Origin of the sequence: Cereibacter changlensis JA139, from assembly GCF_003034985.1 — a bacterium.
GTDB classification, from domain to species: domain Bacteria; phylum Pseudomonadota; class Alphaproteobacteria; order Rhodobacterales; family Rhodobacteraceae; genus Cereibacter; species Cereibacter changlensis.
In genome coordinates this window covers 1-11986 of record NZ_PZKG01000122.1, presented here as the reverse complement: position 1 = coordinate 11986, position 11986 = coordinate 1, and the positions used below count along the sequence as shown (strand labels likewise).

Below are 11986 nucleotides of genomic sequence, written 5' to 3'. Positions count from 1 at the left end.
CGTCATGCAGCGCCGGCTCAACGCCAGCGTCAGCCGGGTCACGCAGGTGCTCTGCCGCGAGGGGATCGAGGCGGTGAAGCGGCTGTTCCCGACCCAGCGCCGCGACAAGTCGGCGCTGCATGCGCTGGAGGCGGTGAACGCCGACTTCCACAAGTTCGACGTCTTCGTCCGCTGGCCGAGCCTGCCCGGGCAGAATGATCCCGGCCACATCGGCCGGCCGCAGATGGTGGCCTTCCAGGACATCTTCTCCGGCCGGATCCTCGCCTGGCGCGTCGACCAGACGCCGAACAGCACCGCGGTGCTCTTGGCCGCCGGCGACATGATCGAGGACTGGGGCATCCCGGGCCATGTGCTCCTCGACAACGGCCGGGAGTTCGCCGCCAAGGTGGTCACCGGCGGGGCCGCGACGCGCTACCGCTTCAAGGTCCGCGAGGATGACGTGCCGGGGCTCTTCACCGCCCTCGGCTGCGAGATCCACTGGGCCACCCCCTACAGCGGGCAGTCAAAACCCATCGAGCGCGCCTTCCGCGACATGTGCGACAGCATCGCCAAGGATCCGCGCTTCGACGGGGCCTGGACCGGCAACCGCCCCGAGGCCAAGCCCGAGGATTACGGCAGCCGCGCCGTCGAGCTCGAAGACTTCCTGCGGGTGCTGGCCGAGGGGATCGAGGAGCACAACACCCGGCAGGGCCGGCGCTCCGAGGTCGCCTATGGCCGCAGCTTCGTCGAGGTGTTCGACGAGAGCTACGCGAGCGCCCCGATCCGCAAGGCGACCGCGGCGCAACGCCGGCTCTGGCTTCTCGGGGCCGAGGGCCAGCGGCTCAACAGCCGCACCGGCGAGATCGCCTTCCAGAACAACCGCTACTGGGCGGAATGGATGCAGGACTTCGCCGGCGAGCGGGTGGTGATCCGCTTCGATCCCGCCGACCTCTGGGCGGGGCTGCATGTCTACGCCCAGGACGGCGGCTATCTTGGCGAGGCCCCGGTGCTGGAGCGCAGCGGCTTCTTCGATCTCGAAGAGGCGCGCATCACCGCCCGCGCCCGCCGCGCCTGGCTGAAGGCCGAGAAGGAGGCGGCGAGCGCCCATCGCCGCTACACCGCCGCCGAGCTCGGCCGGCAGCTCGATCTCGCGAGCCCCGGCGAACCGCCGCCGCCCGAGGCCAAGGTGGTGCGGCTGGTGAAGCCGAAGACGGCGGCGGCGACGCCCGCCCCGTCCCCGGCCCAGCCCGGCAGCATCACCGCCCTGCCCCTGCGCGCGGCCCCCGCCGCCGCGACCGAGGAGGACCCCCGCCAGCGCTTCCGCCGCGCGCTCGAGATGGAGCGCGCCGTCGAGCGCGGCGACCAGATCACCCGCGAGCAGAGGAAGTGGCTCGCGGGCTACCAGACGAGCTCCGAATACCGCTCGGAGCTGATGCTGTGGCGCGTCCACGGCGACCAGATGTTCGGATGACGCCGGGCGACCGGCCAAGACCAGAAAGAGAGCGAGCATGACAGAGACCCTTTACGAGAGCGTGGCTCCGCTGAGGAACGTCTCGGCGCTGATGACCCTGATCGACCGGGTCCAGCACCGGGCCTTCGGCCTGCCCGGAATGGCCACCTTCTACGGCCCCTCGGGCTTCGGCAAATCCACCGCCGCCGTCTACGCCACCAACGCCTTCCGCGCCTGCCATGTCGAGGTGCAGCCGCTCTGGCGCTCGAAGCAGCTTCTCGCCGGCATCGCCTTCGAGCTCGGCCTGCGGCCCGCCCGCACCGCCGCCGACATCTTCGAGCAGGTCTCGCGCGAGCTCTCGGTGAACCAGCGCCCGCTCCTGATCGACGAGGCCGACCGGCTGATCCGCGACGACATGGTCGAGGTGGTGCGCGGGCTCTACGAGGCCTCCGCCGTGCCGGTGATCCTGATCGGCGAGGAGGAGCTGCCGGTGAAGCTGATGCGCTGGGAGCGGGTGCATGGCCGCATGCTCGACTGGGTCGCGGCCCAGCCGGCCGATCTCTCCGACGTGACCCAACTCGCGCCGATCTACGCCTCGGGCATCACGCTCGGCGACGACCTGAAGGCCCGGCTCCTGGAGCAATCCAGCGGCTCGCACCGCCGGGTCTCGACCAACCTCAGCCATGTGAAGGAGACGGCGCTGACGCTGGGGCTAACGACGGTCGGGCTGAAGGACTGGGGCGCGCGGGCCTTCTTCCGCGGCGAGGCCCCGCCGCCGCGGCGCGAGCATGCCGTCGAGCGCTCGCGCCAGCAGGCCGCGGCCCGCACCGCGCGGAGGGGCTGAGCCATGCTAATGCACACCCACCAGACCACCACCGCCAAGCGCCGGGCCGCCGTCGAGGCCAAAGCCTGGGAGATCGCGCTGCGCATGGAGGTCTTCGGCTATGCCGAGATCGCCGCCGAGCTCCTGATCGGCATGGAGCCCGCCACCGACATCGTGCGCGGTTGGGAGGCCGCCGGCCGGGTCCGCGTCCAGCGCGGCGGCAACGGCAACTCGCGCAAGATGTTCGAGCTGACGCCTGCCTACCGCGAGCCGAAGGACCGCGGCTCCCAGGTGAGCCAGCAGCTCTGGACCGCGATGCGCGGGCTGAAGAGCTTCACCCCGGTCGATCTCGCCAGCCATTGCCGGGCGGATCTGCGCGTCGATCTGCGCGAGGCCAGCGCCTATTGCCAGACGCTGCTGCGCGCGAAGTACCTCCGCGTCAGCCGCACCGCCGTGCCGGGCAAGCGCGAGGCGACCTACCGGCTGGTGAAGAACACCGGCCCGCGCGCCCCGCGCGAGAAGCGGGTGGCGGCGGTCTGGGATCCGAACGACAGCGCCTATTCTTACGTGCCCGGCATGACGGGGGCGGGCAAATGAGCGGCCCCCTCGACATCGCCCGCGCCGCCTGGGGCGAGGAGCTGCCCGACTGGATCGAGACCCTGGCCATCGAATGCGGCAAGGCCTCGCAGAACCGCGTCGCGGCCAAGCTCGAGCGCAGCCCGACCGTGATCAGCCAGGTGCTGCGCCGCAAATACCCCGGCAATCTCGCCGCGCTGGAGGAGCGGGTGCGCGGGGTGTTCGAGGCGGCGGTGATCCTCTGCCCGGCCCTCGGCACCATGCCGTCGCATGTCTGCCAGGACTGGCGCGCCAAGGGCCGCGACTTCCAGACCGGCAATCCGCTCCGCGTCCGCATGTACCGCGCCTGCCACGGCTGCCCGCGCATGAAGAAGGCGGAGGAGGCATGAGGATGAGTGCATCGGCTGGCGGCTCAGGCCGCCATGTAAATTCCCGCCTCCTCGGCCGCGGCCACCAGCGCCTCCCGGGCGACCAGCGGATCGACCTGTCCGTGGATGCACCTTGTGCAGAGGGTCGCCGCCAGCCAATAGACGTTGGTCTTCTCTGCCGGCCAGCGGTTGGCGAGGAACTCGCTCGCCTCATCAACTGCAAGGATCGGCTCGGGCTCGATGCTATCGGGCAAGCTAAGAAAGACCGGCGCATGCCAGTCCAGACGGCTCCAGGCCATGTATCCCCCAATCAAGGATCCCGCCGAATAACCGGCGCGCCCGAAATCCCTCTCGGCGCACCCTGGTGGAATCACCAGCCCCACTATGCACACGCCACGGCTGTGCACTCGTCAAAATAATGTCAACGCGATAGGATTCTCCCGTGACCCTACAAGCACCCGCGCCCACCACCGAAGGCCGCATCCTGATCGACGGCATCCCGCACATGCGCAATGCGCAGGGCGCGCTCTGGCCTGTGTCGATGATCAAGCCCGAGCACCAGCTCGAGGACGAGACCGTGCGCAAGATCATGCACTACGCCACCGAGCTCTCCGAGCAGGTCGCCCGCTTCAAGGCGCATACCTTCGACGATCTGAGCGCCTTCGAGGCGCTGCTCGCCCAGGAATATTCCGCGACCAAGGGCGGGGCGAAGGGCAACAAGACCTTCATGACCTATGACGGGCTGAAGAAGGTGCAGGTGCAGGTCTCGGACTTCGTCGAGTTCGGGCCGCAGCTGCAGATCGCCAAAGGCCTCGTCGACGAATGCCTGAACGAGTGGGCCGAAGGCTCGCATGAATACATCCGCGCCATCGTGACCCGGGCCTTCAACACCGACAAGGCCGGCCAGATCAACCGGGCCGAGATATTCATGCTGCTCAGGCTGGAGATCGAGGATCCGCGCTGGAAGCGGGCGATGGAGGCGATCCGCGCAGCGATGCGGGTGGTCGGCTCCAAGACCTATGTGCGCTGCTACGAGCGCGACAGCTGGGACGGGCCGTGGCGCGCCGTCACCATCGATCTGGCGAAGGCCTGAGCCGATGAACGCAGCAGTCATCATCACCGCCAGCTTCGCAGCCGCCACCGCCCTGGCGCTCGGCGCGCTACTGGTCGGCGTCCTGATCCGGGTCCTATCCGGCGATCTACCCCGTGCCCGCCGGATCGGTCGGCTGGCCTTCGGATTTCTCGTGCTGCAGGCGGCGCTCTGGGCCTTGATCGGCGTCCAGCTCGGGGGCGGGCAGTGAACGCCTCCCGATATATAAAGAGTGCGCTATGACCGCCCGCGCCCTGCAACGGATGATCCATGTCGGCTGCCGCGAGCTGGGGCTCGACGCCGACACGCGCCGGGATCTGCAGCTCGTCGCCACCGGCAAGGCCAGCATGGCCGAGATGTCGGAGGCCGAGCTGGCGAAGTTGCTGGAGGCGCTGAAGGCCCGGGGCTTCAAACCCGGCTTCAAACCGGGTGTTGAACCCGGCGCAAAGGGGCGTCGTCCCGCCGCCCCCCGCCCGGACCTGCGCTATATCCATGTGCTCTGGGGCCTCCTCGGCAAGGCCGGCGCGCTGAAGAAGCCGGGGCGCGACGGGCTGAACGCCTTCCTCCGCACCCGCTTCGAGGGCAAATGGGGCTCGGTCCCCATCGACATCGACGCGCTGCGCGACGCCGGCCAGATCAACGACGTGACCCGGGCGCTGAAGGACATGTGCCGCCGGGCGGGAGTGGACACATGACCGAGCTGCCCCATTCCAGCCTGCCCGGCGTTGCGGCCGACATCTGCGAGGCCATCGGCATGGAGCTGACCGTGCGGCTCCTGCGCCGGCGCGGCGGCTGCGAGCTGAACATCCCGCGCCGCGCCCCCGGCTCGCTTCTGGCCGAGATCATCGGCGAGGAGGCGGCGCAGGTGCTGATCGCCACGCTCGGCCATGGCCGGATCGTGCTGCCCTGCGCCTCGATGCGCGGGGCCAAGGCCCGGCGCTCCGAGGCCAAGGCCATGCTGATGGCCGGCCATTCGCTGCAGCAGGTGGCGCTGGCCTGCGATCTGCACACCCGCACCGTCTCCAAGTACCGCGCCGAGCTGGAGCGCGAGGACGAGGCCGTGCACGGCTCGCGGCAGTATCAACTGCCCCTTTGACAGCCCGGCCGCCGGTCTGCGAGACTGGCGCGGCATCCCCCACTCCCACGCATCTCCCAGCCCTTGAACTTGCTCAGGGGCGATCTGTGACGCCTTACGCGCGATGGTCCGGTCAACCCCCGGAGGTGCGTTCGTGTCCAATCCATCCCTCTCCCTGATCCAGACCGGCCTGCGCGACATGGGCCATGACCCCGGCCCGGTCGACGGGCTCTGGGGCAAGAAGACCCGCGGCGCGGTTGAGGCGCTGATCGCCGCCGGCGGCAGGCCCGCGGGCCGGCTGATCGCGCCGCAGACCTCCGCCATGATCTACCAGGGCAGCGCCCGCCATCCGGTGCGCGAGGTGGTGCTGCATTGCACCGCGACCCGGCCCGACTGGATGGGCAACGCCACCCTCGCCGAGAAGCGCGCCGAGATCCGCCGCTGGCATCTCGAGCGCGGCTGGCGCGACATCGGCTATCACTGGCTGATCGACCGTGACGGCAGCATCGCCGCCGGCCGGGCCGAGACCGTGATCGGCGCCCATGTCATCGGCCACAACGCCGGGACCATCGGCATCAGCCTGATCGGCGGCGCGGGCAGCGCCGTCACCGACCGCTTCGCCGAGCATTACACCCCGGCCCAGGAGCGCAGCCTGCGGGATCTGCTGCAGGGCGTCGGCATGCGCACCCGGATCGCCACGATCAGCGGCCACAACGACTACGCCGCAAAAGCCTGCCCCGGCTTCACCGTTGCCGAATGGCTGAAGGCCGCCTGACGCACCCTCCCTCTCTCTCCACCATCGAAAGCCCTTCCCATGGACACGCTTCTGACCACCGTCACCCCGCTCCTGACCGACGCGCTCTCGGTCGCCATCCTCGGCCTCCTCGCCATGCTCCAGCTCGGCATCCGCCGCAGCCTCGGGCTCGAGGCCGAGAAGATCTGGCGCGAGGCGCTGCACAGCGCCGTCACCACCGGCGCGAGCACTGTGGAAGCGAAGGCGGGGGAGGCCAACGATCTCGAGACCGCCGCCGCCCAGGTGGTGAGCTACGCCAAGCGCTCGGTCCCCGGGGCCATCGCCGGGCTGAAGGCCGCCGACGACGTGCTCTTCGATCTCGCCCGCTCGAAGCTGCGCCAGATGATCGCCAAGGGGAGCTGACGTGCAGGGCGTCTCCTTCGACCTGACGGTCAGCCTCTCGTTCCTCCTCTCGCTCGCCACGCTGGTCTTCGCCTGGTGGCGCACCCGCTCGCAGCATCTCGACGACAAGATCGCCGCGGGCGCGGCCCGGCTCGACCGGCATGACGCGCGGATCAACAGCATCGAGCAGACCGTCCAGGGCCTGCCGGCGCAGCGCGACATGCACCAGCTGCAGCTGACCCTGGCAGAGGTCCGCGGCGAGATGCGCGAGATGCGGGCCACCATGGAAGGCAACAACAAGATCATGAGCCGGGTCGAATCCATCGTCTCGCGCCACGAGGACCACCTGCTTGAAGGGGCGCGCAAATGAGCGACTACGCCGAGACCCTCCGCCGCCACCGCCGCCTCGCGATCCTGCGGTTCCTGGAGGCGAGCCCGACCTACACCAGCAACGTCTCGGTGCTGACCGACGTCTTGAACTCCGACCGCATCGGCATCGACACCTCGCGCGACCAGACCGCGACCGAGCTCGGCTGGCTCGCCGAGCAAGGTTTTGTCGTGCTCAACGGCAAGCCGGAGTTCCTGGTGGCGACCGCCACCGCGCGCGGCGTCGATCTGGCGCTGGGGCGCGCGACGCATCCCGAGATCCAGCGCCCCGGCCCGAGGCGCTGAGATGCCGCCGCCCCGCAAGGTCGATCTCCTGCCCGCCGAGCTGAAGGGCTGGCTGCAGCAATCGCTGCGCGCCCGGGGCTTTTCCGGTTACGACGCGCTGGCCGAGGAGCTGAACCTCCGCCTGGAGGAGGAAGGGCTGGAGCTGCGCATCCGCAAGTCGGCCCTGCATGCCTACGGCCAGGAATACGAGGAGTTCGTCAAATACCAGGACGAGGCCTCGGCTTGGGCCGCGGGCTGGATGCAGGAGCAGGGGCTCGAGGAGGAAGCCAAGCGCCACAACGTGCTCTTCCAGATGATCACCACCCTCGCCTTCAAGGTGATGCAGGCGCAGATGGTGAAGGCCGGCGAGGAGATCGACCCCAAGGAGCTGCACTTTCTCGGCAAGATGCTGAAGGACGTCATGGCCTCCTCCGGCATCCGCGAGACGCTGGCCCGCGATCTCAGGAAGGCCCAGGCCGCCCGGCTCGAGGCCGCCGTCGCGGGCGGCGACATCGACGCCGAAGCCGCAGCCAAGGCCCGCCGCATCCTCGGCTTCGAGTGAGCGCCGCCGTGCCGTCCCCCGTCATCACCTTCCTGCCCTATCAGAAGGCCTGGATCGCGGATCCGGCGCGGTTCAAGATCGGCATGTTCAGCCGCCAGACCGGAAAGACCTTCTCGACCTGCGGCGAATGCGTCGACGACTGCTTCCGCGCCTGGTCCGAGGATCGCCGGTCGCGCTGGGTGATCCTGTCGCGCGGCGAGCGCCAGGCGGCGGAAGCCATGACCGAGGTGATCAAGCCCTTCACCCGGGCGTTTTACGAGGTCTACAACACCCTCGTCAAAGGCGGCGAGCCGCGCTTCGAGGAGGGCGAGTTCCGCGCGCCCCAGGAGAAGGGGCCGGACGCGGTCTACAAGGCGCTTGAGGTGGTCTTCCCGAACGGCGCGCGGATCACGGCGCTGCCCGCCAACCCCGACACCGCCCGCGGCTTCTCGGCCAATGTCATCCTCGACGAGTTCGCCTTCCACCAGAAGAGCCGCGACATCTGGGCGGCGCTCTTCCCGGTGATCTCGAAGACCGGACTGAAGCTCCGGGTGATCTCCACCCCGAACGGCAAGGGCAACAAGTTCTACGAGCTGATGACCGCCGAGGATAGCGTCTGGTCGCGCCATGTCGTCGACATATACGAGGCGGTGCGCCAGGGGCTCGACCGCGATGTCGACATGCTCCGCCGCGGCATGGCCGACGAGGACGCCTGGCGGCAGGAATACGAGCTGCAATGGCTCGACGAGGCCAGCGCCTGGCTCGACTACGACCTGATCGCGGGCTGCGAGCATCCCGCCGCAGGCCTGCCCGCGCTCTACCGGGGCGGGCCGTGCTTCGTCGGCGTCGACATCGCCGCGAGGAACGACCTCTTCGTGATCTGGGTGGCCGAGCTCGTCGGCGACGTGCTCTGGACCCGCGAGATCATCGCCCGGCGGCGGGTGAGCTTCGCCGAGCAGGACCAGCTCCTGGCCGAGGTGATGCGGCGCTATCACGTCGTGCGCTGCCGGATGGACCAGACCGGCATGGGCGAGAAGCCGGTCGAGGACGCCAAGCGCCGGCATGGCGAGGACCGGGTCGAGGGCATCCTCTTCTCCTCCGCCGCCAAGCTCGACATGGCGACGGCGATGAAGGAGCGCTTCCAGGACCGCCGGGCGCGGATCCCGGCCGGCGACGTGGCGCTCCGCGCCGATCTCCACGCGATCAAGGCCCAGGTCGGGCTGACCGGGACGCGCCGCCTCGTCGCGGACGGCGACACCGACGGCCATGCCGACCGCTTCTGGGCCGGCGCGCTGGCGCTCTCGGCCGCCGAGACCGCCTATCAGCCCTATGATTACCGGCCCGTGCCGCGCGGCGGCGGCGGGGACATGGATGAGGATCACGCCCTGCGCCTCACTGGCGGCTTCGGCGCAAGAGAAGGAGTGTGGTGATGGCCCTGCTCGACGCCTACGGGCGACCGCTGCAGCTTCGGACGCTTACCCAGGCACAAGCGACGGGATCCGCAACTGGCGGGATCACCGGGGTGCGCCAGGTCTGGACGGACACTGTCGCCTCGGGCCTCACGCCGCAGCGGCTGGCGGCGGTGCTGCGCGCCTGCGACCAGGGCGAGCTCTCGGACTTCCTGACGCTGGCCGAGGAGATGGAGGAGCGCGATCCGCATTACGGCTCGGTTTTGGGCATCCGCAAGCGGGCGATCTCCGGCGTGGTTCCGCATGTCGTGCCGGGCTCGGACGACACCAAGGGCCGCGAGATCGCCGAGGCGGTCGAGGCGCATATCGCCGAGCATGACGGCTTCCCGGATCTGGTCGAGGACATGCTCGACAGCCTCGGCAAGGGCTTCTCGGTCGTCGAGATCCACTGGGCGGCCGACAAGAGCCGCTGGTGGCCGGAGCTCTTCGAGCGGGTCGAGCCGCGCTGGCTGACCTATGACCGCGACACCGGGCGCGAGCTGCGGCTGCGCTCCGACAGTTCCCCTATCGAGGGGATCCCGCTGGCCCCCGGCCACTTCATCCGGCACGAGGCGCGGCTGAAGTCCGGCCTCGCCTTCCGCAACGGTCTGGCCCGGGTCGTGGCCTTCAGCTGGATGTGCAAGGCCTATACGCTGAAGGACTGGATCGCCTTCATCGAGACCTACGGCCTGCCCTTGCGCCTCGGGCGCTATGGGCCGGAGGCGACGGCCGAGGATGTGCGGAAGCTCTTCCAGGCGGTGGCCAACATCGGCACGGACGCCGCGGCGGTGCTGCCCAAGTCGATGCAGATCGACTTCGAGCGCGGCGTGGCCGTGCAGGGCGACGGCGTCTTCGAGACCTTCGCCCGCTGGGCCGACGAGCAGATCTCGAAGGCCGTGCTCGGCCAGACCATGACCTCGGACAACGGCTCATCGCAAAGCCAAGCCAATGTCCACAACGAGGTGCGCCACGACATCGCCCGCGCCGACGCCCGCTCGGTGGCGGGGGCCTTGAACCGCGACGCGGTGCGCCCCTTCGTCCAGGCGAACTGGGGCGAGCAGGAGCGCTACCCGCGCATCGTGATCGAGATCCCCGAGCCCGAGGACACCGCCGCCATCATGACCGCCGTCCCGGCGCTGGCCGCGGCCGGGGTGCGCTTCCGCGCCGCCGAGATCCGCAGCAAGCTCGGCTTCTCCGATCCGGGCGAGAAGGACGAGGTGATCGGCGGGGCTCCGGCCGCGCCCCCGACGGCGCAGAACCATTCCGGCTGCCGCTGCCCGACTTGCCGGGGTCATCTGGCGCTGAACCGCGAGATCGATCCGCCCGCCGATCCGCTCGACGAGATCGGGGCCGATGCGCTGGCCGAATGGGAGGAGGTGCAGGACGATCTGCTCGGTCCCGTCGAGCGGGCGATCCTCGACGCCGCGACCTACGAGGAAGCCATGGCGGCGCTGACGGCCGTGCTGCCCGAGATGGCCGCGTCCCGTCTGATCGACACGCTGGTGCAGGCCAGCTTCAAGGCCCGGGCGCTCGGGGATGTCCAGGATGGCTGATCCCGCCGGCAATGCTGACCGCCCGGGTTACAGCTTCAACCCCGGGCCGCCGCCCGAGGCGAGCCGGTACCTCGCGAACAAGGGCCTGCGCCCGGCCTTCAGCTTCCGCGATGTCGAGCCCGAGGAACATGCGGTGGCCTTCACCGTGGCCAAGGCCATGCAGCTCGACGTGCTGACCGGGATCCGCGAGGAGGTGCAGCGCGCCCTCGACGAGGGCCTGCCGCTCGCGACCTTCCAGAAGAACCTGCGCCCGCGGCTCGAGGCCATGGGCTGGTGGGGCAAGCAAGCGATGGTCGATCCCGCCAGCGGCAAGACCCGCCGCGTCCAGCTCGGCTCGCCGCGCCGGCTGCGCACCATCTACGAGGCCAACATCCGCTCCGCCCGCGCCGCCGGCCAGTGGGAGCGGATCAAGCGCACCAAGCGCGCCCTGCCCTATCTCCTCTACCAGCTCGGCCCCAGCATCGATCACCGCGATGAGCATCTGATGAAGGCCGGGCTGATCCTGCCGGTCGATCATCCGTTCTGGGCCACATGGTTCCCGCCGAACGGCTGGGGCTGCAAATGCTGGGTGCGCCAGATCACCCGTCACGAGGCCGAGGATCTCGGAGTCGACAAGGACGCCCCGCCGACGCCGATGCGCGCCGTGAAGAACCGCCGCACCGGGGCGACCCGCCAGATCCCGCTTGGCATCGATCCCGGCTGGGACCGCAACCCCGGCGCGCTGCGGCTCGATGCGATGGAGCAGCTCCTCAACGACAAGCTCGAGGCCGCCGATCCTGCCATCGCCCGCGCCGCGCTGCGCGACATCGCGACGAGTTGGCGCGCCGAGCGGGTGCTGAAGGGCGAGGCCCCCGGCGCCGTCCCGGTCGCCATGCTGCCCGGCGAAGTGGCTCAGGCGGTGGGGATGGCGAAGCGGGTGGTCAGCATGACCAGCGAGTATGGGCGGAAGTTCGTCTCCCGCCAGCGCGGCGTGACCACCGAGACGCTGCTGATCCTGGGCGAGGCGTTGGAGACCGGCGAGCTGCTCCTCGAGCGCGGGGCCGGCGCGCCGCAGCTCCATGTCATCTCCCGCGGCGAGACGCCCTGGCTCTTCGTGCTGAAGCTCATGCAGGACGCCGGCGAGATCTGGGTGAACTCGTTCTATCCGCTGCGGGCCAGCAAGCGGCGCTCCCTGCAGGAGAACCCGCTCATCACGACGGTAAGGGAGTGAGGGTATGACGCCCGGATGGTCGGGAACACCATCGCGGCACATGACCGGCTTTCCGTTTGGCTCGGGCGTCAGGGCAAATATACGCGC

17 protein-coding genes are annotated in these 11986 nt (G+C 69.7%); 16 read left to right on the top strand and 1 reads right to left on the bottom strand.

All coding sequences use genetic code 11. The features are described from left to right. The 4 genes from C5F48_RS18630 to C5F48_RS18615 all read left to right on the top strand — a co-directional run. Positions 1-1450, top strand: a 1450-nt coding sequence (locus C5F48_RS18630) for a transposase domain-containing protein (RefSeq protein WP_107665337.1), incomplete at its 5' end; no start/stop codon positions are given. Positions 1451-1487: 37 nt separating this feature from the next. Continuing rightward, positions 1488-2273, top strand: coding sequence for an AAA family ATPase (locus tag C5F48_RS18625; protein ID WP_107665335.1), 786 nt, complete (start codon positions 1488-1490; stop codon positions 2271-2273). Between the two features lie 3 nt (positions 2274-2276). After that, a complete protein-coding gene (locus tag C5F48_RS18620; RefSeq protein ID WP_107665334.1) occupies positions 2277-2849 on the top strand; it encodes a hypothetical protein in 573 nt (190 codons plus the stop codon). Continuing rightward, on the top strand, positions 2846-3217 hold the full coding sequence (locus C5F48_RS18615; RefSeq protein ID WP_107665333.1) for a hypothetical protein: 372 nt from the start codon (positions 2846-2848) through the stop codon (positions 3215-3217). Before C5F48_RS18620 ends, C5F48_RS18615 begins: the two co-directional genes overlap by 4 nt. A gap of 23 nt (positions 3218-3240) precedes the next feature. Here the strand turns inward: C5F48_RS18615 and C5F48_RS18610 are convergent, their stop codons facing one another. After that, complete coding sequence (locus C5F48_RS18610) at positions 3241-3495, bottom strand: DUF982 domain-containing protein (RefSeq protein WP_107665332.1); 255 nt, start codon at positions 3493-3495, stop codon at positions 3241-3243. Between the two features lie 143 nt (positions 3496-3638). On the opposite strand from C5F48_RS18610, the gene C5F48_RS18605 reads away from it, so the two are divergent. From C5F48_RS18605 to C5F48_RS18550, 12 genes are all read left to right on the top strand, one after another. Next, positions 3639-4289, top strand: a complete 651-nt coding sequence (locus C5F48_RS18605) for a DUF3164 family protein (protein WP_308812769.1) — start codon at positions 3639-3641, stop codon at positions 4287-4289. A gap of 4 nt (positions 4290-4293) precedes the next feature. Further along, on the top strand, positions 4294-4497 hold the full coding sequence (locus C5F48_RS18600) for a hypothetical protein (protein ID WP_107665331.1): 204 nt from the start codon (positions 4294-4296) through the stop codon (positions 4495-4497). A 28-nt stretch (positions 4498-4525) separates the two neighbouring features. Then, positions 4526-4981, top strand: a complete 456-nt coding sequence (locus C5F48_RS18595; protein ID WP_107665330.1) for a gp16 family protein — start codon at positions 4526-4528, stop codon at positions 4979-4981. Further along, positions 4978-5382, top strand: coding sequence for a hypothetical protein (locus tag C5F48_RS18590; RefSeq protein ID WP_107665329.1), 405 nt, complete (start codon positions 4978-4980; stop codon positions 5380-5382). The genes C5F48_RS18595 and C5F48_RS18590 overlap by 4 nt, the downstream gene beginning before the upstream one ends. A 133-nt stretch (positions 5383-5515) precedes the next feature. Beyond that, entirely contained in the window at positions 5516-6136 is a 621-nt protein-coding gene (locus tag C5F48_RS18585; protein WP_107665328.1) for an N-acetylmuramoyl-L-alanine amidase, read from the top strand. A 39-nt stretch (positions 6137-6175) separates the two neighbouring features. Then, entirely contained in the window at positions 6176-6517 is a 342-nt protein-coding gene (locus C5F48_RS18580; RefSeq protein ID WP_107665327.1) for a hypothetical protein, read from the top strand. Between the two features lies 1 nt (position 6518). Then, positions 6519-6866 carry a DUF2730 family protein gene (locus C5F48_RS18575; protein ID WP_107665326.1) on the top strand — a complete coding sequence of 116 codons (348 nt, stop codon included), beginning with the start codon at positions 6519-6521 and terminating at the stop codon, positions 6864-6866. Further along, positions 6863-7168, top strand: a complete 306-nt coding sequence (locus C5F48_RS18570) for a VpaChn25_0724 family phage protein (RefSeq protein WP_107665325.1) — start codon at positions 6863-6865, stop codon at positions 7166-7168. The genes C5F48_RS18575 and C5F48_RS18570 overlap by 4 nt, the downstream gene beginning before the upstream one ends. A 1-nt stretch (position 7169) precedes the next feature. Beyond that, positions 7170-7709 (top strand): phage protein Gp27 family protein, encoded by a 540-nt coding sequence (locus tag C5F48_RS18565; protein WP_107665324.1) that lies wholly within the window; start codon positions 7170-7172, stop codon positions 7707-7709. Between the two features lie 8 nt (positions 7710-7717). After that, positions 7718-9118 carry a terminase large subunit domain-containing protein gene (locus tag C5F48_RS18560; protein ID WP_245941532.1) on the top strand — a complete coding sequence of 467 codons (1401 nt, stop codon included), beginning with the start codon at positions 7718-7720 and terminating at the stop codon, positions 9116-9118. Then, complete coding sequence (locus tag C5F48_RS18555; RefSeq protein ID WP_107665322.1) at positions 9118-10689, top strand: DUF935 domain-containing protein; 1572 nt, start codon at positions 9118-9120, stop codon at positions 10687-10689. The genes C5F48_RS18560 and C5F48_RS18555 overlap by 1 nt, the downstream gene beginning before the upstream one ends. Next, positions 10682-11899: a phage head morphogenesis protein gene (locus C5F48_RS18550; protein WP_107665321.1), complete on the top strand. Its 1218-nt coding sequence runs from the start codon at positions 10682-10684 to the stop codon at positions 11897-11899. The genes C5F48_RS18555 and C5F48_RS18550 overlap by 8 nt, the downstream gene beginning before the upstream one ends. Positions 11900-11986 lie beyond the last annotated feature (87 nt).

What these genes read in the sequence shown, in the direction of transcription:
- C5F48_RS18625 (WP_107665335.1), top strand. Translation starts at nt 1,488, where the DNA reads ATGACAGAGACCCTTTACGAGAGCGTGGCTCCGCTGAGGAACGTCTCG.
- C5F48_RS18550 (WP_107665321.1), top strand. Translation starts at nt 10,682, where the DNA reads ATGGCTGATCCCGCCGGCAATGCTGACCGCCCGGGTTACAGCTTCAAC.
- C5F48_RS18620 (WP_107665334.1), top strand. Translation starts at nt 2,277, where the DNA reads ATGCTAATGCACACCCACCAGACCACCACCGCCAAGCGCCGGGCCGCC.
- C5F48_RS18565 (WP_107665324.1), top strand. Translation starts at nt 7,170, where the DNA reads ATGCCGCCGCCCCGCAAGGTCGATCTCCTGCCCGCCGAGCTGAAGGGC.
- C5F48_RS18590 (WP_107665329.1), top strand. Translation starts at nt 4,978, where the DNA reads ATGACCGAGCTGCCCCATTCCAGCCTGCCCGGCGTTGCGGCCGACATC.
- C5F48_RS18580 (WP_107665327.1), top strand. Translation starts at nt 6,176, where the DNA reads ATGGACACGCTTCTGACCACCGTCACCCCGCTCCTGACCGACGCGCTC.
- C5F48_RS18600 (WP_107665331.1), top strand. Translation starts at nt 4,294, where the DNA reads ATGAACGCAGCAGTCATCATCACCGCCAGCTTCGCAGCCGCCACCGCC.
- C5F48_RS18615 (WP_107665333.1), top strand. Translation starts at nt 2,846, where the DNA reads ATGAGCGGCCCCCTCGACATCGCCCGCGCCGCCTGGGGCGAGGAGCTG.
- C5F48_RS18555 (WP_107665322.1), top strand. Translation starts at nt 9,118, where the DNA reads ATGGCCCTGCTCGACGCCTACGGGCGACCGCTGCAGCTTCGGACGCTT.
- C5F48_RS18595 (WP_107665330.1), top strand. Translation starts at nt 4,526, where the DNA reads ATGACCGCCCGCGCCCTGCAACGGATGATCCATGTCGGCTGCCGCGAG.
- C5F48_RS18610 (WP_107665332.1), bottom strand. Translation starts at nt 3,495, where the DNA reads ATGGCCTGGAGCCGTCTGGACTGGCATGCGCCGGTCTTTCTTAGCTTG.
- C5F48_RS18570 (WP_107665325.1), top strand. Translation starts at nt 6,863, where the DNA reads ATGAGCGACTACGCCGAGACCCTCCGCCGCCACCGCCGCCTCGCGATC.